The sequence below is a fragment of the Anaerolineae bacterium genome (assembly GCA_014360855.1).
Classification (GTDB): Bacteria; Chloroflexota; Anaerolineae; order JACIWP01; family JACIWP01; genus JACIWP01.
Window position 1 is genome coordinate 1 of sequence record JACIWP010000011.1, and the last position, 22086, is coordinate 22086.

A 22086-nucleotide genomic window follows, 5' to 3' on the forward strand; every position below is an offset into this window, starting at 1 on the left:
TTACCTCACCGGAGATCTTCCTGGCCGGCCTCCAGGCTCCCGAGAGCCTGATCGCCGACTTCATCCAGGACTGGAACGTGCGGCGCGCCGTGATTGACAGCGTATCCCTGTTCAAACGGGTCACCACGGACCCGGTGCGCCTGCGGGAGGTGTACCATCACCTGGTGAACGGGCTGAAGCGCGAGGGCATCACCTCGTTCCTGACGGTAGAGGACCGCATGCAGGGCATGACGCTGGAAGAGGAGGGCCGGCTGGGCTACGTGGTGGACGGCATCATCCTCCTGCGCTATGTGGAGGTGGAAAGCGCCATGCAGAGGGCGCTGACCATCCTCAAAATGCGCGGCGTGAACCATGACCGCGGCATCTACCGCTTCAGCATCGGTGCCGGCGGCATTCAGATCCACGAGCGCTTCACCAACCTGGAGGGGATTTTATCCGGCAGTTCGTACCACAGCCAGATCATGCCGGCCAAAAAGCGCGGCCGCTGAACGCCGGCGTCAGGCCGGCGGAGGCCCCGGGGCGCGCGCCAGACGGTAGCCCAGCCCGCGCTCCGTGAGGATATAGCGTGGATGCTCGGGGTCCGGCTCGATCTTCTTGCGCAGATACCGGATGTATGTCTTGATGTACTGATTGGCCTTACCGGGCATATCCAGCCCCCAGACCTGGGAGAGCAGGAAATCTGGGGACAGCGTCTTCCCCACATGCCGCACCATACACGCCAGCAGGTCGAACTCGTGCGGCGTCAGATGGATGGGCCGGCCGTCGTACTGCACCAGGTGCGCGTCCAGGTCAATCAATAGATGCCCGTCATCGTAGCGATGGCTCGGGGGTAGCGCCGGCGGAAGGGCCGGCCGGGCACGCCGCAGGATCGCCCGTATCCGCAACAGCAGTTCGGGGATATCGAAGGGCTTGACCACATAGTCATCCGCCCCCAGGGTCAACCCTTTGATGCGGTCCTCCTGCTCGCAGTAGGCCGTCAGGATGAGGATGGGGATATCGCTCATCTCGCGAATGCGCTGGCAGACATCCCAGCCGTTCAGCTCGGGGATGCCGATATCGAGGATAACCAGGTCGGGCTGACGCTGAAAGATGAGGCGCAGGGCCTGCAGGCCGCTGGTGGCGCATGAGACCTCATACCCATGTTCTGAGAGGGTCAGCTCCAGCACCTGCAGAAGAGCCTTGTCATCATCCACTACCAGGATATGTTCGCGTGTGCTCATGGGTCTCCTGGTCTCACCGGGAGATTGACCTTCGCCTGCAACGTGGTGGACGCCGAACCGCGGCGGATCGCATTCTCCGAAATACTCTTGCTCTTATGCATATTATAATGAATTCCGTGCCGATTGTCTATCTCTTTGATGGGCCATGCGCTCGATGATCATCCACGTCTGCCGGCATCGACAGGTGAGGGGATATGGGAACGCTGTACCTGGTCGCGACCCCCATCGGCAATCTCGAGGATATCACCCTGCGCGCCCTGCGGGTGCTGAAAGAGGTTTTCCTCATCGCCGCAGAGGATACCCGCACCACGCGCAAGCTTCTGGCGCGCTACGAGATATCCACACCACTGATCAGCTTCCATGAGCACAGCCCGCCGGCCCGCCTGGCGGAGCTACTGCAGGCATTAGCCCAGGGAGATGTGGCCGTTGTCTCGGAGGCCGGCATGCCGGGCATCTCCGACCCGGGGTACCGCCTGGTGCAGGAGGCCCTGGCCGCCGGCTTCCCCGTCGTCCCCATCCCAGGCCCCTCCGCGGTGACCACTGCGCTGGCGGCCTCGGGCCTGCCGGCGGATCGCTTCGTGTTCCTGGGGTTTCTGCCGGCCCGCGCCACTGCCCGCCGCAAGACCCTGACTGACATCGCCTCCCTGCCCTATACCCTGGTGTGCTTCGAAGCCCCTCACCGTTTATTAGAGACGCTGGAAGATGCACTGGAGATACTGGGCGATCGGCACCTGGCCGTCGCCCGCGAGCTGACGAAGGTGCATGAGGAATTCTGGCGCGGCACGCTGAGCCAGGCGCTGGAGCACTTTCGGACGCAGGCGCCGCGCGGCGAATTCACGCTGGTCATCGCCGGCGCAAGCGAGGAGAACACGGCCGGCCGGCGCTGGAGCGAGGAGCAGGTGCGGCAAGAGCTGGCCCGATTGCTGGCAGAGGGCATCTCACTGAAAGAAGCCTCGCGGCGCATCGCCGGCCAGGCCGGCTGGTCGCGCCGCGAGGTGTATCAGCTTGGCCTGCGGACGGCGATGGAATAAACATCTCCCGCAGGTTACAACCTGCGGGAGATCGCTCACCATCAATAGAAAATCTCTGCCAGGTGGTACAGCTCCAGGTCCACCGTGCGGTTGTAGGCCAGGGCGTCACGCAGGGGCACGGGGACGATCTTGTTGGCCTTGAGGGCCACCATATAGCCAAATTTGCCCAGTTGTACCAGCTCCACAGCGCCGACGCCGAAGCGCGTGGCCAGCACGCGGTCGAACACTGAGGGCGAGCCGCCGCGTTGGAGATGGCCCAGCACCACACAGCGGCTTTCGAAGCCGGTGCGGCGCTCGATCTCGCGCGCCACCGTCTCGCCGATGCCGCGGCGGTCCAGGCGCACATGGCCGAAATCATCGCGCTCCCCCAGCTCTTCCTCTTTGGTGACGATTTCGGGAATGCGAGCTCCCTCGGCGACGACAATGATGCTGAACTGTTTGCCGCGGTCCCACCGCCGGCGCACATGCTCCGCCGCCTGCTCCAGCGACATGGGCACCTCGGGGATCATGATCAGGTCGGCGCCGCCGGCCAGCCCGCCCATGGTGGCCACCCAGCCGGCGTCGCGCCCCATCACCTCCACCACGATGACGCGGTGATGCGCGCTGGCCGTCGTATGGAGCTTGTCCAGCGCATCCACCACCGTGCTGACCGCCGTGTCAAAGCCGATGCAGTACTCCGTCTCGGCCACGTCGTTGTCCATGGTCTTGGGGATACCCACGACCTTGGCGCCGCGCTCATACAGGCCCAGGGCCACGCTCAGAGTATCATCCCCGCCGATGACCACCAGGGCATCCAGGCCGAATTTCTCGAAGTTATCCAGGCAGGCCTGCATGTCCTCGGGACGCTTGAGCGGGTTGGTGCGGGACGCACCCAGGATGGTGCCGCCAATATGCAGGATGCCGGACACCTGGTCCGGGGTGAGGGGTTCGATCTCGCCGGAGACCATGCCGGCCCATCCCTTGCGCACCCCCATGACTTCCCAGCCAAGCTGGTAGGCCCGGCGTGCCACGGCCCGGATGGCCGCGTTCAGGCCGGGCACATCTCCTCCTCCTGTCAGTACACCGATTCGCATCTCTTTCCTCCTTCGTCGCACTTCTGATGATGGTTTCACAATCTTTACGCCAATCAGGGCAAAGGGGCTGTAGGAAGCCCCACAGCCCCTTTGCCACGGTTATCGAAATGACCTACGCGGTCGATGGCACAGCGCCGGCGTCACTCCAACGCACCCAGGTCCACCGAGCGATGCACCGTCCGGGGGCTGACAAAGCCTCCTGTCGAGTCAATGCGCCCGTTGGAACCGAACAGCCGGATCTTCTCCCGCACGCGCTCCTTCACATACTCCCGCGCCACCTGCAAATGCTTGCGGTAATCCGGCTCGTAGGGCATCTTCTCGATGGTCTCCCGCAGGCCCTGGACAAAGGCTTGGTTCAGGTAGGTCGCCACGTTGATCTTGCAAATGCCGTGTTCGATGGCCTCGCGGATGGAGTCCTCTTTGACGCCCGAGGAACCGTGCAGGACCAGCGGCACGTTGACCTTAGCGCGGATGGCGCGCAAGCGGTCAATGTCCAGCTCCGCCTCCGCCGAGCGCATGGCGTGCACGGAGCCGATGGCGACCGCCAGGGAATCGGCACCCGTCAGCTCGATAAAGAGCTTGGCCTGGTCCGGGTCAGTCATGGCGGCACGCACCTGTTCCTCGGTCACGCCGTCGGTGCTCTGAAGGACCTGACCCAGCTCCGCCTCCACCGGGATGCCGACGATATGGGCGATCTCCACCACACGCTTGGTGACGGCGACGTTCTCCTCAAAGGGTTTTTTGGAGCCGTCGTACATCAGGGAGGTGAAGCCGGCGCGCAGGCACATCACGTTCTGGTTAAAGTCGGTGCCGTGGTCCAGGTGCAGGATAATCGGCACATCCACCTGGCTGGCGGCGATCTTGACCAAGCCGGCGGCATAGGCCAGGCCGGCGTAGCGGATGGCGCCTTGGCTGACCTGGATAAAGACCGGCGCCCGCTCCTCCTGCGCGGCTTCGGCAATGGCCTGTACCGCCTCCATATTATTCACATTGAATGCGCCGATGGCAAACCGCTGTGCCATGGCCTGCTTGTAGACTTCGGTCGGTGTGACGAGCGGCATTTGTTCTCCTCCTGTATCAGAGTATCGTCTCGTAAATGGAAAAATACCCCGCCGGCCTCGTTGTCTCCGACGGGGTATTCGCAGTCCCTAACCTGGGTTATGCGATCGCGGCGTCAGGTTCATGCCGGCATCACCCTCACAGGCTACCGCACCGTGCGCTGGAAGGTGATGTAGAAGGTGGTGTGAATCTTCCAGGCCGGCAGTTCCGGCGTGCCCATGCCCAACCCCACCAGCGTCTCGCTGGGAAGCCCATCCACGCGCACGGAGTAGGTGCCCAGCACGGCGTACATGGGGAAGTTGCAGGCGTATTCCGGCGCCGGCTTGTCCTCGGTGCGCAGAATCTCCTGCCCGCCCGGCCAGAAGACGACCACCGGCTGGCCGACGATGCGGTTGCCGGCCTCATCCAGCACTTCCACATAGATATGGTGCTTGCCCTGGGACTCCTGCTCGTTGCCCCACTGCACCTTCACCACCCGCCAGTACGGCTGGCCGGCCGGCACATCCACACCGGCGATGCGGACGCCCATAGCATCCAGCCGGCCGTCCCACTGCACTGGCGGCAGGGAGGGCTGTTGGACCACAGCGGCCGCCGGTTGCTCCTTCGGGGCCGGCGCCGCGGCGGCCGCGGCCACCGGCGCGCTCTCCTTCGGCGGCAGGGGCGTGAAGGTGGCCGTCGGAGTCGGCGGCACGGGCGTCTCCGTGGGCGTCGGCGGCACAGGTGTGAAGGTTGGGGTCGGCGGCACGGGCGTGTCCGTGGGGACGGGCGTGTCCGTCGGGGCCAGGGCCAGCATGGCCGCCGGCGTATCGCTCGGCACGGCACCCAGTACAGCGTCCTCCATGCCCGCCGGCGTAGAGCTTTCCGGTACCGCCTGCAGGACGGCGTTGGCGCTGGAGCCCAGGTTCACCTCACTGCTCAACAGGGAGATGATGGTCGCCGGCGCCGCCACGCCGCCCAGCCAGGCCAGCAGGAGGACAAGGGCGATGAGGCGCGCTTTGGCCGGCGCACTGCGGGTACCGAACCAGGCGGCGGCCGAGTCAAAGGAGCGCTGTAGCCCCTGCACAGCATTGACGACCGACCGCTGGAGGCCGAAGGCCGGCGAGGGCCGTTCGGCGGTGGTGACGGCCGGCTGGCGCCGCACCATAGTCGGCGTGGTGCGCGGCACCGGCGCGACAGCCGGCTCTGGAGCCGGCGCCGGCCGCACGGGCCGGCCCAGCCGCTCGCTGAGGAGCCGGCCGTTGGCCCCGCTCAGGCGCTGGCTGAGCACCTTGCTGAGGGTCACGGTCAGCGTCGGGTACTTGAGCAGGAGCTCGTCGAAATCGGCTTTTTGCAGTGCCCACAGGTCCACATCGGTGACGGCGCGCACGGTAGCGATGCGCGGCCGGCCGGTGAGCAGAGCCATTTCGCCGAAGAAGTCGCCGTCCGACAGCGTGGCCAGCAGAATGGGGGAATCGGCGCCGGCGGTAACTTCCACCTGACCCGATTCGATGAGGTACATGACGTCGCCGTGGGTGCCTTCGCGCAGGATGATCTCGCCGGCGCGGAACTTGGCCGGCCGCAGGCGGTCATTGACATCCTCCAACTGCTGGGGGCTGAGGCCGGCCAGCAGGGAGAGATAGCGCATGTGGCGGGTGACAAAGGTGCGGTCAGCGGCCGCCAGGCGCTCGCTCAACAGCCGGCTGAGGGCCAGGCTGATGGCAGGGTACTTATTGACCAGCCGCTCGAAGTCCGCCCGGTACAGCACCCACAGGTTGGTGTCGCTCTCCGCCTTGACGGTGACGGAGCGCGGCCGGCCGGTGAGCAGTGCGGTCTCGCCGAAAAACTCGCCGGCGCACAGGCGGAACGAGGCGGCGCCGTGCTCTTCGGGCAGGACCCGCACCTCGCCCGATTCGATGAGGTACAGGGCATCGCCCGGATCGCCGCGCTGATAGACGGTTTCGCCGGCCGGCACATGCCGCAGGACCAGCGCCGCGGCCACTTCGGCCAGCGCTTCCGGCGTCAGGCCGGCGAAGAGGGGTAGTTCGCGCAGTTTGCCGGCGGCCTGCTCCTGGTCATCCGCGCTCAGCCGCTCGCGAGCGGTCTCGCTCAACGAGCGGCGGATGGCCGGGTAGCGTTCCATCAGGGCACCCAAGGCCTCGGTGGAGAGGGTCCAGGCCAGGGTATCTTCCAACGCCTTGGCAGTGGACATACAGGGCTTGCCGGTGAGGGCCGGCATCTCGCCCAGCATGTCGCCCGGCCCCAGCTCGATATACTCGCCGTCGGCGTCACAGGAGGAGAAGACCTGGACACGGCCCTGCTCGATGAGGAACAGGCCGGGGGCCGGCTCCCCTTCCCGGAAGAGGATGCTCTGGACGGGGAAGCGCGTCAGCGCCATGGCACCGGCAATGGCGTTGAGGATTTCGTCGGACAGTGGGGCGAAGGCCGGCACAGGCCGGAGCCGCCCGTCCACCAGGTACTGTTCCAGGGCGGCGATGCGCTGTCCCAAGGCCTCCGAAAGGAGCAGGCCGCTCTCCGGGTGGGCGCGGACCAGCTCGTCCAACACCTCGGCCGGCAGGGCCCAGGCCTCGACGGCGTCGGCGGCGGTGGCGCCGGCGGAATGCGGCCGCCGGAGCAGGACATCCGCCTCTCCCAGCAAACTGCCGGGGCCCAACGTGGCGATGAGGGCATTGCCCTCGCCGCGCAGATGGACCCAACCCGATTTGATGAGATAGAGCGCTTCGCTGGGGTCGCCGCGGGAGAAGATCGTCTCTCCCTTGGCAAAGGTGTGCGGACGCATTTTCTCGGCGATCCGCTCCAGAACCTCGTGGGGCAGTTCGCCGAAGAGGGGCGCTTTACTGAGATAGCGTAGTTTCACGCGCTATTACCTCCGTCTTTGTTTTCATGACCATGCCGGCGCCAGCGGCGCCGTAACTTGCCCTATTATCTCCGATTCCCCGTAAATGTCAATTGCCAGGACACGTAGCCGGTTCCTGATGGACAGCCGGCGGCTCGCGGGTCCCCCGTCAGCCCTTCGATCCGTTCCTCACTGCCGGCAAGCTGTACCGTATAGACCTGCGCTCTATCTACCAGTTGAAAATCGGCGAAACCCAGCCCTCGCTCCGGCTTCAGGCCCGTATATATCGTCTCCTGGCCATCGGCCCACGCCAGCTCCACCGCGACGTTGGGACAGGCCTGCCCTTCGTCGTCCTTGACGAATATCTCGATGCGCCCAGGGCCTTCGCCCTGGCCGCAGATGCGCCGGCGCTCCGTCAGCCAGAAGACCAGCCGGCCGGCCGTGGGGCTGGGCACGGGCGTCGGTGATACCGCCGGCGCGCTGGTCGGCAGTGCCGGCGTCGCCGCCGGCGTCACAGCAGGAACGGGCGTGAATGTCGGCGAGGATGTGGCGGTAGGTGATGGCGGAGATGTGGGCGTCGCGGTCGGTACCCCCGCCGGGTTGATGTAAATGGCCAGGCCGCTGGTGGCGGTGCCCAAGCCGTAGGCCAGTTGGGCCAGGGCGCGGATTTTGCTCACCTCACGCCCCTCGCGGATGTACTGGCCGGCCAGGTCGGCGACCGCCTGCGCAGGTTCCGGAACCCCTAACTCCGACAAACGGGCTTTGGCCGCCGGCAGGTCCCCATCGAACATATAGCGCTCGGCGATGAGCACCATATAATCCGGGATATACTCCCGCTTGACCTGCGCCGGCGTGCTGGCGTAATCCTCCACGGGCCAGAGGCCCCAACTGCAATACAGCCCGACAGCAATCCCTATCAGGAGGCCGATCATCACCAGCAGAGCGACCTCACGGTGACTGCCAATGATCATCGGTCACTCCCGGGCAGGCGTCTTACCACTGCCGCTGGAACACCACCTCGTAGGAGTGGTGATAGTTGCACAATCGGTTCTGGCTGAGCAACTGCTGGCATTCCGCCACACTGCTGCAGTAGCCGGCGGCGACCAGTTCCTCAACCGGGATGTTCTCCTCGCGCACATCCAGCACCCGCGAGACCTCGCTGGTGCGGGGGCCTTCCGCGTCGGCAATCACCTGTACCTGCTCGCCCGATTTCCAGAGGGCGATCTCCGCCCTGCCCGGCCCCTTCTCGCCGGACACATGGTTCTCATTGGTCCAGATGCCGTGGATGACGACGCCGTCAATGGGGTTGCCGGCCAGATCAATCACCTTGATAAAGATATGGTGATTGCCGGCGCACCCGCCGTTCTCCTGAATGGTCAGCATACGCTGGGTGATGATGCGGTAGTCCACCGCCGGCCGGGTCGGCGCCGGCGTATCGGTGGGAGCGGCCGGCGTGTTGGTGGCGCGGGGTTGGGACGGCGTGCTCTGGCGCGGCGTGCTGGCCGCCGCCACCGGTGTGAAGGTGGCTGTGGGGGTGGGCGTCGGCACCGGGGTGGGCGTATCCGTCGGCGTAGGCGGCACGGGCGTGTCCGTGGGGGTTGCCGGCACCGGCGTCCAGGTAGCGGTGGGGGCCGGCGTGAGCGTGAAAGTGGCGGTCGGCGTGGCCAGGTAGGCCAGCATGCGCGAGGTCGCCGCCCCCATGGCATTGGCCAGGTTCACCAGCGCCCGGATATCGCCGATATCGCGGCCCTCGGCAATATAGCGTTCGGCCTGCACGGCCACAAGCTGGCCGGGGTTGGGCGCGCCCAGCTTCTCCAGGCGATCCACGGCCTGTTGGAGGTTGCCGTTCTGGGCGAACGCCGCGCTCACCATGAGCACGTAGTCTTCTTTGTACTGGGATTTCAGGTCCGAGAGGTCTGTATCAATATATTCGACCGGCCAGATCACCCATCCGATCACCAGGCCAATGACAATGCCGAGAGCCATGCCGGCGCCCAGCAGTAACAGGATGAGCTTACGACTGAATTCTATCATGCGGGACTCCACTCCTCGGCGATAAAATACCAGGGGCTGCCGCGCGGCTAGCTGTCATCTCTCGTGCCACTGCCTGCGGAAATCCACCATCACGCCCCTGGCCTGAATTCTCCATTGCTGGTATAATGTTGTCAGTCGTACCATCCGTTGATCACGGCGGAGTGCCGAAGGTGGGAGTCGAACCCACACGAGGTGTGATCCTCAACGGTTTTTGAGACCGTCGCGTCTGCCTGTTCCGCCACTTCGGCATACCAAAATAAAGTATAATGCAATCACGAGCTTTCGTCAAGTCCGCCGGCGCATGTCCGGAGCAGTATCTGACGGCGCAGGCCGGCCGGCGGCCCAAACAGATATTGCGCGGAAAGCCATATGTCACCATTCGACGAAGCCGGACTGATTAAGGCCGCCAAAAAGGGCAACCTGTCGGCCTTTAACCAGCTCGTGCTCCAGTACCAGGGCTTTGCCTATAATGTCGCCTACCGCATCCTGGGCGACAGCGACCTGGCCGCTGATGTCACCCAAGAGAGCTTCATCAAGGCGTACCGGGCCATGGACCAGTTCCGCGGCGGCTCGTTCAAGGCCTGGCTGGCGCGCATCGTGACCAATGCCTGTTATGACGCGCTGCGCCACAAACAGCGCCGGCCGGCGGACTCCCTGGAAGACCTCAGCGTGGACCCCGAACACGCCATGCGCCTGCAAAGCCCCCAGGAAAGCCCCGAATCCTATGCCCTGCGCGCCGAACTCAGCGAGCTGATCCAGCGCAGTATTGACCAGCTCCCGCCCGACCAGCGCGTAACCCTGGTGCTGGCGGACATCCAAGGCCTGAGCTATCAGGAGATCGCCGACATCACCGGCGTCTCGCTGGGCACGGTCAAGTCCCGCCTGAGCCGCGCCCGCGCCCGCCTGCGGGATATACTGCTGGAGCACAAGGAACTTTTGCCCTACCCCTATCGTCTATCCAGTGAGTGACCAGAGGTATAGGGTTGGAATGATCCGGGACGTGGAGAAGAATAGGTAATGTTCGCATCGAAGGATTCACTGCGCAATCATCTCGACGATGAGATGCTTTCCGCATATATGGACCGGGCCCTGCCGGCCAGCGAGATGCAGCGCGCCCAGCGCCACCTTGCCGCCTGCGCCGAGTGCCGTCAGCGCCTGGAAAGCCTGCAGGGCATCGTGCGGCTCCTGCACGCCCTGCCGGCGGTAGAAATACCGCGCTCCTTTGTCCTGCGGCCGGCCGATGTCCAGCCGGCGCGCCCGAGCGCCGTCTTCGCCTTCCTGCGCGCCGCCACCGTCGCCGTCGCCATGATGCTGGCGGTGGTGCTGGCCGGCGACTTGCTCCTGCGCCAGGGCATGCTGGGTGTGCCGGCCGCGCCCGCTCCCATGATGGAGCGCGCTGCCGCCCCCGCGCCTGTCACCCTGATCGCCGAGGCGCCGGCTATCACGACGCAGGAAGCGGTGCTGGCCACCCAGCCGGCCGAAGCGCCTGCCGCCAAAGTCCTGACGCCACCGGAACAGGCGCCGACCGAAGCGCCGCCGGCCACACCGGAAGCCGGCGCGGTGATGGAACGAATGGCTGTGCCCCCAACAACGGTAGAGGGGCTTGCCCCCGCGGAGACGCCGGCCCACACCCCGGAAATGATGGCCGCCGGCATCGAGGTTACGGCCACGCCGGCCCTTCCGGAGGGCACCCTCGCCCCTGGCGTCGAGGTCACTATTACCGCGCCGGCCGTTGCGCTCCCGCAGGTGGCAGTAGCCGCCGCTTCGGAGACCCCTCCTCCTGAGGAGCTGACCGCGACCGCCCAGGCAAAGCTCATACCTCTGCCTACGCCGGCGGAGGGCACCCCGGGCGCCAGCCCGTCCGAGGTCATTATCGAGCCGCCGGTCACGTCGCCGGACGAAGTGCCAGCACCGCCTGGAGCGGGCGGTGGTGGATTGGGCGAGGCCGGCGGTATGGGCGGCGCCGGCGGAGCCGGCGTTGTGCCGGGCACCCAACCCATGGGGGCTGAAGCAATCACTGGAACAGCGGAAAGCGAGGCCCTGCCCAGCCCAACCGTGGAGGAACTGACGCCCATACCCACACCGACCCCCACGGACACGCCGGCGCCGACCGAGACCCCGACGCCCCAGCCCATGCCCACACCGACGCCTGTGCCGCCGGCCGAGGCCGGCCAAGCCGCACCGACGCCGGCCGCGCCGCAGGTCGAGGAACCGGCGACCGTGGTCGCCCAGCGCGCCATGCCGGCCGCGCCGGCCACTCCTGCCGTGCCGGAAGAGGCCCCGGTCCCTGCTCCGGAGGTCAGCCAGGGCGCCGGCTTCTTCAACGAGGATACCCTGTTCCTCATCCGGCTGGTGGAGATCGCGCTGGCGCTGATCGTGGTATCGCTGGCCGGCGCCACCTGGGTCGTGCGCCCGCGAGCATAAGCGTCAGGACCGCTCTATGCCCGAGCTTCCTGAAGTCGAGGTCATCGCACGGGGATTACAGCGGCTTATCGGCCAGAGCATCATCCAGGAAGTGGAGGTGCTCTGGCCGCGTTCTGTGGCATGCCCGGAGGTGCCGGCCTTTATCCAGGAGCTGGCCGGCCGGCGGATCATGGATGTGGGCCGGCGCGGCAAGTTCATCATTTTCTCCCTGGACGATGGGCGCTCCCTGCTGGCCCATCTGCGCATGACCGGCGGCTTCTGCGTCTTCCCTCGCACCACGCCCCCGCACCCTTACGTGCGCGCCATCTTCCACCTGACCGATGGCCGGGACCTGTGGTACGTGGATATCCGCAAGTTCGGCCGGCTCTACCTGGTGAATTCCCCCGAAGAGGTCCTGCAAGCGCTGGGGGTGGAGCCGCTGAGCGCGGAGTTCACCGCGGAGCGGCTGGCGGACATCCTGCGCCGGCGCAAAGGGGCCATTAAGCCGCTCTTGCTGAACCAGGGGATCATCGCCGGCGTGGGAAACATCTACGCCGATGAAGCGCTGTTCCGCGCCGGCATCCATCCCCTGCGCCGCGCCGCGGATCTGGACATGGAGGAGGTCCGCGCACTGCATGCCGCCATCCGGGAGATACTGCAGGAGGCCATTGACCACCGCGGCACAACCTTACGCAATTACCGCGATGCGAACGGCGAGAGCGGTCAGAACCAATTTCGCCTGAACGTCTACCGCCGGCAGGGCGAACCGTGCCGGCGGTGCGGAACCCCCATCGAGCGCATCGTCGTCGGACAGCGCGGCACCCACTTCTGCCCCCACTGCCAGCCGGCCCAGCCCTAAAGCTCCACCGGCTCCAACTTCCACCAGCCGTCCTGCTCCCGCAGATAGCCGGCGCGGATATTCGGGTCATGCATGAAGATGAGCAGGATGTGCTCCTCGATGGCCCAGCGGCCCAGCCGGCGCTTGGTCTCGATATTCTGCATGGGGTCTATATCATAGGCGGTGACCCAAGCCAGGCGCTCCATGCCGATGGCCAGCGTGGCCACATCCCCGAGGAAAAGGGCTTTCTGGCCGGCGGACTCGATATATACCGACTGATGCCCGCGCGTGTGCCCGGGCGTGGCGATGCAGAGCACCTCGGGGGTGACGCGCGTATCGCCGAACAGCAGGCGCAGACGGCCGCTTTCCTCCAATGGGACGAAGTTCTCGGCGAAATAGGTGTTGCGCGTGCGCTCGTTGGGATAGCGGGCGTCGGCCATCTCCAGCCGCTGGATCCAGTACTCCGCCCGGGGGAAGGCCGGCACGACCCGGCCGTCCGCGTACACAGTATTACCGCCGCAGTGGTCGGCGTGCAGGTGCGTGTTGATGACGATGTCAATGTCCTCGGGGGAAAGGCCGATATCCGCCAGGCTCTCGCGCAGGCGCCGGCCCTGCAGGGAAAGGCGCTCGATATCCGCCGGCGTCAGCTTCTCCCCGTAGCCGGTGTCCACCAGGATGCGCTTGCCGGCGGACTCGATGAGCAGGGAGTCGGAGCGCATAGGGATGCGGTTGTATTCATCCGGCGGGATGACCTTCTCCCAGCGGGTGCGCGGCACCAGGCCGAACGCCCCGCCGCCGTCGTCCCAAATGAGGCCGTCGCTCAGGAGCTGTATACGCACGTTTCCCAGTTGATACATGCCGGCGATCCCCCACTACAGAATGCTGGCAGAGAGTATAGGATAGAGGGCCGGATTGCGCAAGATACGCGAAAAGTTGCACCAAGACATTAAATGTGATACAATGAATGGCGCTCTGAATTCGCAGTGGGGCGTCGCCAAGCGGTAAGGCAGCGGCCTTTGGAGCCGCGATTCGGAGGTTCGAATCCTCCCGCCCCAGCTCAGGGGACGGCTGACAGGACATCGGGTCCTGCCCGGGATACGATGAGCGGTGATTGGGTGGTTCAGATGAAGGAACGCCGTGGACGAACGGCCAAGGCGCGGCAGGAAGGGAAAGCCGGCCTCTGGTCGTTTGTTGTTTTGCGCTCGAGTCTGCCGATAAGGTAAGGGAACATATGGACACTGCCGCAGTCATCCTGGCCGCCGGCCAGAGCACCCGCATGCGCTCCCGCCTCCCCAAGGTTCTGCATCCCATCGCCGGCCGGCCCATGATCTGGTACAGCCTGCAGGCCGCCCGCCAGGCCATCGGCGAGGGCCGGCGGCCCATCTTGGTCGTGGGACACGCCGCCGATGCCGTGCGCGCCGCGGTGGGCGACCAGGCCGAATACGCCTATCAGGCCCAGCAGTTGGGCACCGGTCACGCCGTCATGCAGGCCCACCCCCTGCTGGAGGGCTGGCAGGGCACGGTGCTGGTGCTGTACGGCGATATGCCGCTCCTGCGGGGCGAGACCCTCCGCGGTCTGCTCCAGCTCCATGAGGCCCAGCGTTCGCACACCCCCTTGACCATGCTGACGGTCGAGTCACAGGACTCGATGGGCTTTGGCCGGGTGGTGCGGGATGCGGCCGGCCGCGTCCTCGCCGTGGTCGAGGAGGCGGTCGCCACGCCGGAGCAGAAGCGCATCACCGAATTGAACTGCGGCGTGTACTGCTTCGAGAGCGCCTGGCTGTGGGAACATCTGGACCGGCTTCCCCTCAGCCCCAAGGGAGAATATTTCCTCACCGACCTGGTGGCCATGGCCGCCGAAGAGGGCTATGCTGTCGCCACCTGGAAGCTTGCGGATGTGAGCGAGGTGCTGGGGGTAAACAACCGTCTGCACCTGGCGCAGGTCGAGCGGGTGATGCGCCGGCGCATCAACGAGCGCTGGATGCTGGCCGGCGTCACCATGACCGACCCGGAGACCACCTACATTGATATGGACGTGGAAATCGGCCAGGACACCGTCATTTTCCCCAACACCCATTTGCTCGGTACCACCCGCATCGGCGAGGAGTGCCGCATCGGCCCCAACAGCGTGATCCGCGACAGCACCATCGGCAACCGCTGTACCATCCTGGCGTCTGTGCTGGAATCCGCCCTGGTGGAAGATGATGTGGATATCGGCCCCTTCGGGCATCTGCGCAAGGGGGCACACCTGGCCCAGGGCGTGCACATGGGCAACTTCGGCGAGGTCAAGAACGCCTACCTGGGCCCGGGCACCAAGATGGGGCATTTCAGCTATATCGGCGACGCGCAAATCGGCCGCAACGTGAACATCGGCGCCGGCACCATCACCTGCAACTTCGACGGCAAGCGCAAGCATCAGACCATCATCGAGGATGACGTCTTCATTGGGAGCGATTCCCTGCTGGTGGCGCCGGTGCGCATCGGCGCCGGCGCTATCACCGGCGCCGGCTCGGTCGTCACACACGATGTGCCCCCGGGCGCGGTGGTGTACGGCGTGCCGGCGCGCGTCCGCCGGCAGCGCGAGGACATCCCGCCCCAGAACAAGGAAGGGGAACCGCCGGCGTAGGCGTTTCGTCTGCCCGGATGCAAGTAAGGAGTATTTCGCTTGGACGTTGACCGTAGTATCGTCTGGTTGATCACAATCCTTCTGTTGAGCGTTGAGGCGGTCATCACCGCCGGCCACACGGCTCTCACCCATCTGCGCCGCTCCCGCCTGAGACAACTGCAGGAAGCGCAACAGCCGGCCGCTCATCTGGCGGCTGACCTGCTCGATCATCCCGACCGCCTGCATGCGGCCCTGTACAGCGCGCGGGCCTTGCTATATGCCGCCATTGCCGTGCTGGTGACGCCGGCCTTGTACCCGGAACTGGCGCGCTGGCTGGCCGGCGTCCCCTGGCTGGCCCCAGCGAGCACATGGCTGGCCGTCGTCATCCTGGTACTGCTAATCGGCCTGGCGGTCTTCCTGTTCGGGGAATGGCTCCCGATGCAGGTGGGCCGGCGCTATCCCGAGCCGTTGGCACTGGCGCTGGCGCGGCCCCTAGCCCTGGTGAGGCTGTTGTTCTGGCCGGCCGGCCTGCTGGCCTACGGCCTGGGCTCCCTCCTGCGCGGCCTGATCGGCGCCGAGGATGAGGAGCCCCAGCCCCAGATCGAAGAAGAGATTAGGACCCTCGTGGACGCCTATGAGGAAGAGGGCGTCATCGAGGAAGACGAGAAGGAGATGATCTACAGCATCTTCGAGCTAGGGGATACCCTGGTGCGGGAGGTCATGGTGCCGCGCATTGACATCGTGGCGGTGGAAGCCGGCACCCCCCTGCTGGAGGCGCTGGACATCATCATGCAGGCCGGCCATTCCCGCATCCCGGTCTATAAGGGCACTATTGACAACATCATCGGCGTCCTGTACGTGAAAGACCTCCTGCCCTACCTTAAGCGGGGCGAGACCGATGTCCCGCTGGAGTCCATCGTGCGGGAGCCGTACTTCATCCCCGAGACCAAGAAGGTGGATCAGCTTCTGCCGGACCTCCAACAGCGCAAGGTGCACATGGCCATCGTGGTGGATGAGTACGGCGGAACCGCCGGCCTGGTCACCATCGAGGACCTGCTGGAGGAAATCGTCGGCGAGATACAGGATGAGTATGACCGGGAAGAGCCTATGTACCAGAAGGTGGGCGAGAACGAGTTCATCCTGGATGCCCGCATCAACCTCGACGATTTCGCCGAGCTGGTGGGGGTGGAGATCGCCGACGAGGGCAGTGATACGCTGGGCGGGTTCATTTACAATCAACTGGGGCGGGTGCCGGCCGTCGGGGACACCATTTCCTACGACGGCATCACCATCACGGTGCTGAGCCTGATCGGCCGGCGCATCGGCAAGGTGCGCGTCGTCCGGCAGGAGGCGGCCCCCACCGCTGACGAGGGCGAGCCGCAGGCCAGCCGCATCCCCCCTCCCACAAAGGATAATTCCCGTGAACATTGACGCTTTGATCGAGCAGGCCAAGCAGGCCAGGGAAGGCGCCTATGCGCCGTACTCCCACTTCGCGGTCGGGGCGGCGCTGTTGACCCGCTCCGGCAGGGTCTTCACCGGCGCCAACGTGGAAAACGCCTCTTACGGGTTGACCGTCTGTGCCGAACGTGTGGCGGTGTTCAAGGCGGTGACCGCCGGCGAGCGCGAGTTCGCGGCCATTGCCATCGCCTCGTCCAACGGCGCCAGCCCCTGCGGGGCCTGCCGGCAGGTGTTGGCGGAGTTCGGCCTGGACATATTGGTCATCTCCGTGGACATGGATGATCGCGTGCGGCAGTGGCGGTTGGAGGAGCTCCTGCCGGCCTCTTTCGGGCCGCAGGACTTGCCGAGATAGCCTTACGGGCCATGGACACAGCCAACCGCCGGCAGAGGTGCACATGCGCTTTCTGATCGATGGGCACAACCTTATCGGGCATTATCCGGGCATGCGCCTGGACGACCCGAATGACGAACAGATACTGCTGGAGCGCCTGCACGTGTTTGCCCAGCGCCGGCGGCATCAGATCGCGGTGGTGTTCGACCCCGGGCTGTACTATGTGCCCCAGCAGGCCTCTCCGTACGCCGATGTGCAGGCGATATGGTGCCGGCCCGGGAAGAGCGCAGACGAGGAAATCGTGCGCCGGCTGAGCAGGGCCGCGCGGCCGCGAGACATCACGGTGGTGACATCCGATGCCTCTCTGGCCCAGAGGGCGCGCCGCACGGGGGCCAATGTGATCTCGGCGGAGCAGTTTGTGCGCATGATGCAGGGGCCGGCGCCCGGCCAGCCGGCGGGGGAAGAGGAAAAGCCGGAGCCATCCCTCACGCCGGAAGAATTAGAGGAATGGCAGGCCCTGTTTGCGCGGCGCCGGCGCCCGAAGCATACGCCCTAGCGCCTGGCCGGCTCCAGCAGAGCCTCCGCATCCGGCAGTGCGCGCACTGCCAGGATTTCCCCGAAATACACCCGATGATAGTTGTCCTGCGGATAATACTCCGTGATGATGCTCTTCTCCAGGTTGCCGGCCAGGATATCGTTATGGTGCACGATCTGGCATTCGTAGATCAAGGGGGTGCCGGCCAGGCCGGGGGTGCGCACCCGCAAGGATGGCACGGTCTCCAGGCCGCAAACCGCCAGCTTGTCCTCGTCACGGCCGGAATGGTTGCCGCAGTACAGCAGGGCATCGTATTGGGAGGGGGCCGGCACGCACACAGTGAAGGAATCGCTCTGCTCCAACAGGCTGTAAGTGAAGCGCGAGGGGCGCACCAACACCAGGAACATGGGCTTGCCCCAGATAATGCCGATGGTGCCCCAGCCGATGGCCATGGCATTGGTGCGACCGTCCTGCCCATGGGAGACAAGGAAGAGGCCGGGGTCGGCCAGACGGGCCAGGGTCTGGCGCAGGAACGCGTCATAGGGTACGGTGTGATAGGTCATGGTGCGGCTCCTCAGTAGTAGGTGAACAGCGATAAGGGGAGGGGCCGGCATACCCCTCCCCTTGGCAGGATGTTCATGCCGGCTCTGCCGCTCAGGGTTTGAACGGGGCAACTTTCATCTGCGTGAACTTCTGCACCTGCTCCTTGATGGCCCGCTCCACCGGCAGGCGCTCGACGCTGGAGGCGCCGTAGAAGCCGTTGATGCCGGGCATGCGCTCCAGGGCCTTGGCCACGTTCTCCGGCTCATCGAACGGCCCGCCGTGACAGAGCACCAGCACGTCTTTGCGAATCTTGCGGGCGGCGTCCGCGATGCGCATGACCGTGTCAATGGCCTCGTCCATGGTCATGGCCGCCGCGGCCCCAATGGTGCCGCCGGTGGTCAGACCCACGTGGGCGACGATGATGTCGGCGCCGGCCTTGACCATCGCCTGGGCCTCATCCTCCGTGAAGGCGTACGGGGTGGTCAGCAGGTCCATCTCATGGGCCAGGCGGATCATCTCCACCTCTTTGTCATAGCCCAGGCCGGTCGCTTCCATATTGGCGCGCATCTTCCCGTCGAACAGGCCGACGGTGGGGAAGTTCTGGACGCCGGAGAAGCCCATTTCCTTCACCTGCTTCAGGAAGAGCGGCATAAGGCGGAATGGATCGGTGGCGTTGACGCCGGCCAGCACCGGCGTGTGCTTGACCACCGGCAGGACCTCGCCGGCCATCTCCATGACGATCTGGTTGGCATCGCCGTAGGCGAACAGCCCGGTGATGGAAACGCGGCCGGCCATCCGATAGCGGCCGGTGTTGTAAATGATGATGAGGTCAATCCCGCCGGCCTCCTCGCATTTGGCCGAAATCCCTGTCCCCGCGCCGCCGCCAATGATAGGGATGCCGGCCTCCGCCTTGGCATACAGCTTCTTCAAAATCTCACTGCGTGGAATGGCCATAGCTTTATGCCTCCTTCTTGCTGTGCTGTTTCAGCAGTTCGAGCAGTGTCTCGGCCACCTTGCCGGAGAACTCCGGGTCGTTGATGTTGTGGTCCATCATAATCACCGGGATATCTGGGCGCAGGTTGCGCTTGAGAGCATCAATGAACGCCTGGTCCGCCTCGGGCCACCAGAAGGGTTTGTCGGGCGCGTCCAGCTCCGACCATCCCTTGGTGGGGATAAGCACCACTACCGGGCCTTTGGCGGCGTTGAGCTTTTCGGCGAAAATCTCTCCCATGCGCGCGTTCTCTTCAGGAGTGGTACGCATCAAGGTGACGTTGGGGTTCCAGCGGTAGAAGAGGCGGTCCTTGTACTTTTCCGGCACCGTTTCCGGCGCCCAGAAGTTGCACATGTCCAGACAGCCCGGCACGACGACCTGGGGGATGCCGGCTTTTGCGGCGGCCTCCAGCCGGGTAGGGCCGGCGCTCAACACGCCCCCGCAAATCTCATCCGCCCATTCGGTGGTGGTGATGTCCATCACGCCGGCGATAAAGCCGCTCTCAATCAGCATCTCCATGGTCTTCCCGCCAGTGCCTGTGGCATGGAAGACCAACACCTCATAGCCATTGGCCTCCATAATCTGGCGGGCATGATTCACCGCCCGGGTGGTGTTGCCAAACATGGTGGCGGCGACGAGGGGCTTCTCTTCCGCCGGTTTCTCGACCTCGCTCATGACCATGCCGCAGATGGCGCCGGCGGCATAGGAGAAGACCATGCGGCTGATGCGGTTCAGGCCGGCCACATCCACCACCGTGGGCATCATCACAATATCCGAAGTGCCCACGTACGGGCTGGTGTCGCCGGACGCCAGGGTGGTGACCATGAGTTTCGGCACGCCTACGGGCAGGGCGCGCATGCCGCTGGTAGCGATGACCGTGCCGGCACCCCCGCCCATGGAGATCACCCCGTCGAACTTGCCCTCGTCATACAGCTTGCGCAGGACATGGGGGATGCCGCGCGCCATGACATGCATGGCCTCGCCGCGGTCGCGTTTGGCGATCAGGTCCTCCAGTTTGGCACCGCCGGCCTCGGCCACCACGGAAGCATCCACATCGGGGGTAAAGGCCGGCTCTCCCAGCACCCCGACGTTGATGACAAATGTCCTGCACCCCCGCTTTTCAATTTCGGACTTCAGGAAGGCAAACTCGGCACCCTTGGTGTCCAGGGCGCCAATGATGGCAACGGTCTTGGTCATGGCAGTTCTCTCCTACACGCCCAGGTACTTGTAGCGCAGTTCGGGGTTATCCAGGAATTCGGCGGCGCTGGATTCGTACACCGTGTTGCCGTTGACCATGATATAGACACGGTCCGCCAGGTCATGGGCGACGTGGATATTCTGCTCCACCAGGAGGATAGCGATGCGGTTTTTGCGCAGCTCCCGACAGGTCGCGATCACCCGTTCCACTGCCACGGGGGACAGACCCTCGGAAGGTTCATCCAGAAGAATAAGCTCAGGGTTGGTCACCAAGGCGCGCCCAATGGCGAGCATCTGCTGTTCGCCGCCGCTGAGGCGGGCGCCGCTGAGCCGCCGGCGCTCTGCCAGCTCCGGGAACAGCTCGAAGACCCTTTGCGGGGTCCACTCGTCCGGCCGACCGGTGCGCCGGTAGGTCAGGCTGAGATGCTCCTCCACCGAGAGGGAGGGGAAGAGCCGGCGGCCTTGGGGCACGTATCCGATACCAAGCTGGGCGATCTCAAAGGGCTTTTTCCCGACAATATCCTGCCCTTTCCAGATGATACGCCCCATCCGCGGGGGGTTCAGCCCGATGATCGAGCGCAGGAGGGTGGTCTTCCCCATCCCGTTGCGCCCCAGCACGGCGACGCATTCCTGGCCGACCCTCAGGGAGCATCCCTGAAGGACATGGCTGTCCCCGTAATAGGAATGGATTTCTTGGACTTCGAGGAGTGCGCCGTTCTTTTTGCCTGAGTTATGCATAGGAGCTTCCCAGATAGACTCGCTGTACTTCTTCGTTGGCGCGGATTTCCGCCGGCGTCCCCTCCGCCAGCACCGAACCCCGGTTCATCACGGTAATGCGGTCCGCCAGATCCAGGACGATTTCCATGTTATGCTCAATAAGGAGCAAGGTAATCTCGCGGGGCAGGTTGCGGATGAGGGAGATAAGGGTGGTGCGTTCGGTAGGGGAAAGTCCGGCGGCCGGCTCATCCAGCATCAACAGCCGCGGCCGCATGGCCATAGCCATCCCCAGCTCCAACTGGCGCTGGAGGCCGTGCGACAGCTCCGAGACAATGTCGTGGAGATGATCGGAGAGGCCCACCTGTGCGGCGACTTCTAACACCCAATCCCGTTCCGATCGATAGCGGTGCCACGGCCGGAACAGGTGAAATTCCATGCCGCGGTTGGCACTGGCGGCCAGGAACAGATTCTGCTCCACGGTCAGATGGAGGAAGAGCTGGGAGATCTGGTAGGTGCGGGCCAGACCCATTCTGGCCCGCTCCTGCACCGATTTGTGGGTGATGTCCACGCCGAACAGTTGGATGCGCCCGCCGTCCGCCGGCAGTTCTCCCGTCACCACGTTGAACAGCGTGGTCTTGCCGGCGCCGTTGGGCCCGATCAGAGCCCGCCTCTCGCCAACCGGCACATCCAGGCTGACGGAACGCACCGCCTGGACGCCGCCAAAGCTTTTCGATACCGATTGGATAGAAAGAGCAAGCTTCTGATCGGGCCCTGTCATTGTGCTTCCTCTCCTACTATGCAGGCTGTGAAAGGACCACCATTACTGGCCGAACGGCACGAACTCGTAATCTTTCTCGACCTTCAGCATCTCCGCCGGCATCTCCGAGCACTTGTCGGGCGGATAGTTCTTGTCGTCGGGCGGCTGTTTCATGTACACGCCGGGGTCATAGGGGCCGAACTGGCTCACGTTCTTGATGGTAACGACCCCCTTGTTGCCCAGGCCGTCCGGTAGTTTGGCGGTGACGCGGATGTAGACGTTCTCGATGGCGTTGTGGTACTGGTCGAGCTTCACCGGGCCGCGCGGCGCATCGCTCAGGTCCACCGAGGCCATAGCCTCCACCAGCGCCTTCTTGTCGGAGACATCGCCGTTCACCTTCTCCAGGCCGCGCAGGATCATGATCATGCAGACATAGGCGAACTCCGCGGCGGCAGAAGGCG

22 protein-coding genes and 2 tRNA genes are annotated in these 22086 nt (G+C 65.0%); 10 read left to right on the forward strand and 14 right to left on the reverse strand.

What is annotated here, in order from left to right; all coding sequences use genetic code 11:
- Positions 1-488, forward strand: a 488-nt coding sequence (locus H5T60_01205) for a hypothetical protein (protein ID MBC7241048.1), incomplete at its 5' end; no start/stop codon positions are given.
- A gap of 9 nt (positions 489-497) precedes the next feature.
- On the opposite strand, the gene H5T60_01210 is transcribed toward H5T60_01205, so the two are convergent.
- A complete protein-coding gene (locus H5T60_01210) occupies positions 498-1220 on the reverse strand; it encodes a response regulator transcription factor (GenBank protein ID MBC7241049.1) in 723 nt (240 codons plus the stop codon).
- A 194-nt stretch (positions 1221-1414) separates the two neighbouring features.
- On the opposite strand from H5T60_01210, the gene rsmI reads away from it, so the two are divergent.
- Positions 1415-2251, forward strand: coding sequence for a 16S rRNA (cytidine(1402)-2'-O)-methyltransferase (rsmI, locus tag H5T60_01215; GenBank protein MBC7241050.1), 837 nt, complete (start codon positions 1415-1417; stop codon positions 2249-2251).
- Between the two features lie 41 nt (positions 2252-2292).
- On the opposite strand, the gene H5T60_01220 is transcribed toward rsmI, so the two are convergent.
- The 6 genes from H5T60_01220 to H5T60_01245 all read right to left on the reverse strand — a co-directional run bounded on the left by H5T60_01220 (position 2293) and on the right by H5T60_01245 (position 9498).
- The gene (locus H5T60_01220) at positions 2293-3324 is read right to left on the reverse strand and encodes a 6-phosphofructokinase (protein ID MBC7241051.1); all 1032 of its coding nucleotides are present in this window, start codon (positions 3322-3324) and stop codon (positions 2293-2295) included.
- Between the two features lie 140 nt (positions 3325-3464).
- Positions 3465-4385 (reverse strand): ketose-bisphosphate aldolase, encoded by a 921-nt coding sequence (locus H5T60_01225; GenBank protein ID MBC7241052.1) that lies wholly within the window; start codon positions 4383-4385, stop codon positions 3465-3467.
- 143 nt (positions 4386-4528) lie between these two features.
- The gene (locus H5T60_01230; protein MBC7241053.1) at positions 4529-7237 is read right to left on the reverse strand and encodes a cyclic nucleotide-binding domain-containing protein; all 2709 of its coding nucleotides are present in this window, start codon (positions 7235-7237) and stop codon (positions 4529-4531) included.
- Between the two features lie 65 nt (positions 7238-7302).
- A complete protein-coding gene (locus tag H5T60_01235) occupies positions 7303-8187 on the reverse strand; it encodes a hypothetical protein (protein ID MBC7241054.1) in 885 nt (294 codons plus the stop codon).
- A 22-nt stretch (positions 8188-8209) separates the two neighbouring features.
- Positions 8210-9250 (reverse strand): hypothetical protein, encoded by a 1041-nt coding sequence (locus tag H5T60_01240; protein ID MBC7241055.1) that lies wholly within the window; start codon positions 9248-9250, stop codon positions 8210-8212.
- 162 nt (positions 9251-9412) lie between these two features.
- Positions 9413-9498, reverse strand: a tRNA-Leu gene (locus H5T60_01245).
- 121 nt (positions 9499-9619) lie between these two features.
- Between H5T60_01245 and H5T60_01250 the strand changes: the two genes are divergently transcribed.
- From H5T60_01250 to mutM, 3 genes are read left to right on the forward strand one after another with little or no spacing between them, the layout of a single operon-like run.
- Positions 9620-10219, forward strand: coding sequence for a sigma-70 family RNA polymerase sigma factor (locus H5T60_01250; protein ID MBC7241056.1), 600 nt, complete (start codon positions 9620-9622; stop codon positions 10217-10219).
- Between the two features lie 48 nt (positions 10220-10267).
- Entirely contained in the window at positions 10268-11674 is a 1407-nt protein-coding gene (locus H5T60_01255; GenBank protein ID MBC7241057.1) for a zf-HC2 domain-containing protein, read from the forward strand.
- Between the two features lie 16 nt (positions 11675-11690).
- Positions 11691-12512 carry a bifunctional DNA-formamidopyrimidine glycosylase/DNA-(apurinic or apyrimidinic site) lyase gene (mutM, locus tag H5T60_01260; GenBank protein ID MBC7241058.1) on the forward strand — a complete coding sequence of 274 codons (822 nt, stop codon included), beginning with the start codon at positions 11691-11693 and terminating at the stop codon, positions 12510-12512.
- Here the strand turns inward: mutM and H5T60_01265 are convergent.
- A complete protein-coding gene (locus H5T60_01265; GenBank protein MBC7241059.1) occupies positions 12509-13348 on the reverse strand; it encodes an MBL fold metallo-hydrolase in 840 nt (279 codons plus the stop codon). The genes mutM and H5T60_01265 overlap by 4 nt on opposite strands.
- 127 nt (positions 13349-13475) lie before the next feature.
- Between H5T60_01265 and H5T60_01270 the strand changes: the two genes are divergently transcribed.
- From H5T60_01270 to H5T60_01290, 5 genes are all read left to right on the forward strand, one after another.
- Positions 13476-13547 (forward strand) — tRNA-Gln (locus H5T60_01270).
- A gap of 175 nt (positions 13548-13722) precedes the next feature.
- Positions 13723-15117 (forward strand): bifunctional UDP-N-acetylglucosamine diphosphorylase/glucosamine-1-phosphate N-acetyltransferase GlmU, encoded by a 1395-nt coding sequence (gene glmU / locus H5T60_01275; protein MBC7241060.1) that lies wholly within the window; start codon positions 13723-13725, stop codon positions 15115-15117.
- 39 nt (positions 15118-15156) lie between these two features.
- On the forward strand, positions 15157-16527 hold the full coding sequence (locus H5T60_01280) for an HlyC/CorC family transporter (GenBank protein MBC7241061.1): 1371 nt from the start codon (positions 15157-15159) through the stop codon (positions 16525-16527).
- Positions 16517-16906 carry a cytidine deaminase gene (cdd, locus tag H5T60_01285; protein MBC7241062.1) on the forward strand — a complete coding sequence of 130 codons (390 nt, stop codon included), beginning with the start codon at positions 16517-16519 and terminating at the stop codon, positions 16904-16906. Before H5T60_01280 ends, cdd begins: the two co-directional genes overlap by 11 nt.
- 43 nt (positions 16907-16949) lie before the next feature.
- Complete coding sequence (locus H5T60_01290) at positions 16950-17441, forward strand: NYN domain-containing protein (protein ID MBC7241063.1); 492 nt, start codon at positions 16950-16952, stop codon at positions 17439-17441.
- Here H5T60_01290 and H5T60_01295 read toward each other — a convergent pair.
- From H5T60_01295 to H5T60_01320, 6 genes are all read right to left on the reverse strand, one after another.
- A complete protein-coding gene (locus H5T60_01295; protein MBC7241064.1) occupies positions 17438-17983 on the reverse strand; it encodes a flavin reductase family protein in 546 nt (181 codons plus the stop codon). The genes H5T60_01290 and H5T60_01295 overlap by 4 nt on opposite strands.
- A 91-nt stretch (positions 17984-18074) precedes the next feature.
- Complete coding sequence (locus tag H5T60_01300; GenBank protein MBC7241065.1) at positions 18075-18917, reverse strand: phosphoenolpyruvate hydrolase family protein; 843 nt, start codon at positions 18915-18917, stop codon at positions 18075-18077.
- 4 nt (positions 18918-18921) lie between these two features.
- Positions 18922-20151, reverse strand: coding sequence for a Tm-1-like ATP-binding domain-containing protein (locus H5T60_01305; GenBank protein MBC7241066.1), 1230 nt, complete (start codon positions 20149-20151; stop codon positions 18922-18924).
- A 12-nt stretch (positions 20152-20163) separates the two neighbouring features.
- Positions 20164-20889, reverse strand: coding sequence for an ABC transporter ATP-binding protein (locus H5T60_01310; GenBank protein ID MBC7241067.1), 726 nt, complete (start codon positions 20887-20889; stop codon positions 20164-20166).
- Positions 20882-21646 carry an ABC transporter ATP-binding protein gene (locus H5T60_01315; protein ID MBC7241068.1) on the reverse strand — a complete coding sequence of 255 codons (765 nt, stop codon included), beginning with the start codon at positions 21644-21646 and terminating at the stop codon, positions 20882-20884. Before H5T60_01315 ends, H5T60_01310 begins: the two co-directional genes overlap by 8 nt.
- A gap of 42 nt (positions 21647-21688) precedes the next feature.
- A partial coding sequence (locus H5T60_01320) for a hypothetical protein (protein MBC7241069.1) occupies positions 21689-22086 on the reverse strand: 398 nt, incomplete at its 5' end.

Excerpts from the sequence above, each read along its gene's own strand:
- H5T60_01300 (MBC7241065.1), bottom strand. The coding sequence starts at position 18,917 with ATGGCCATTCCACGCAGTGAGATTTTGAAGAAGCTGTATGCCAAGGCG.
- H5T60_01240 (MBC7241055.1), bottom strand. The coding sequence starts at position 9,250 with ATGATAGAATTCAGTCGTAAGCTCATCCTGTTACTGCTGGGCGCCGGC.
- H5T60_01315 (MBC7241068.1), bottom strand. The coding sequence starts at position 21,646 with ATGACAGGGCCCGATCAGAAGCTTGCTCTTTCTATCCAATCGGTATCG.
- H5T60_01305 (MBC7241066.1), bottom strand. The coding sequence starts at position 20,151 with ATGACCAAGACCGTTGCCATCATTGGCGCCCTGGACACCAAGGGTGCC.
- H5T60_01250 (MBC7241056.1), top strand. The coding sequence starts at position 9,620 with ATGTCACCATTCGACGAAGCCGGACTGATTAAGGCCGCCAAAAAGGGC.
- rsmI (MBC7241050.1), top strand. The coding sequence starts at position 1,415 with ATGGGAACGCTGTACCTGGTCGCGACCCCCATCGGCAATCTCGAGGAT.
- H5T60_01225 (MBC7241052.1), bottom strand. The coding sequence starts at position 4,385 with ATGCCGCTCGTCACACCGACCGAAGTCTACAAGCAGGCCATGGCACAG.
- H5T60_01265 (MBC7241059.1), bottom strand. The coding sequence starts at position 13,348 with ATGTATCAACTGGGAAACGTGCGTATACAGCTCCTGAGCGACGGCCTC.
- H5T60_01290 (MBC7241063.1), top strand. The coding sequence starts at position 16,950 with ATGCGCTTTCTGATCGATGGGCACAACCTTATCGGGCATTATCCGGGC.
- H5T60_01295 (MBC7241064.1), bottom strand. The coding sequence starts at position 17,983 with ATGACCTATCACACCGTACCCTATGACGCGTTCCTGCGCCAGACCCTG.
- mutM (MBC7241058.1), top strand. The coding sequence starts at position 11,691 with ATGCCCGAGCTTCCTGAAGTCGAGGTCATCGCACGGGGATTACAGCGG.
- H5T60_01255 (MBC7241057.1), top strand. The coding sequence starts at position 10,268 with ATGTTCGCATCGAAGGATTCACTGCGCAATCATCTCGACGATGAGATG.
- H5T60_01220 (MBC7241051.1), bottom strand. The coding sequence starts at position 3,324 with ATGCGAATCGGTGTACTGACAGGAGGAGGAGATGTGCCCGGCCTGAAC.
- H5T60_01310 (MBC7241067.1), bottom strand. The coding sequence starts at position 20,889 with ATGCATAACTCAGGCAAAAAGAACGGCGCACTCCTCGAAGTCCAAGAA.
- H5T60_01235 (MBC7241054.1), bottom strand. The coding sequence starts at position 8,187 with ATGATCATTGGCAGTCACCGTGAGGTCGCTCTGCTGGTGATGATCGGC.
- glmU (MBC7241060.1), top strand. The coding sequence starts at position 13,723 with ATGGACACTGCCGCAGTCATCCTGGCCGCCGGCCAGAGCACCCGCATG.
- H5T60_01210 (MBC7241049.1), bottom strand. The coding sequence starts at position 1,220 with ATGAGCACACGCGAACATATCCTGGTAGTGGATGATGACAAGGCTCTT.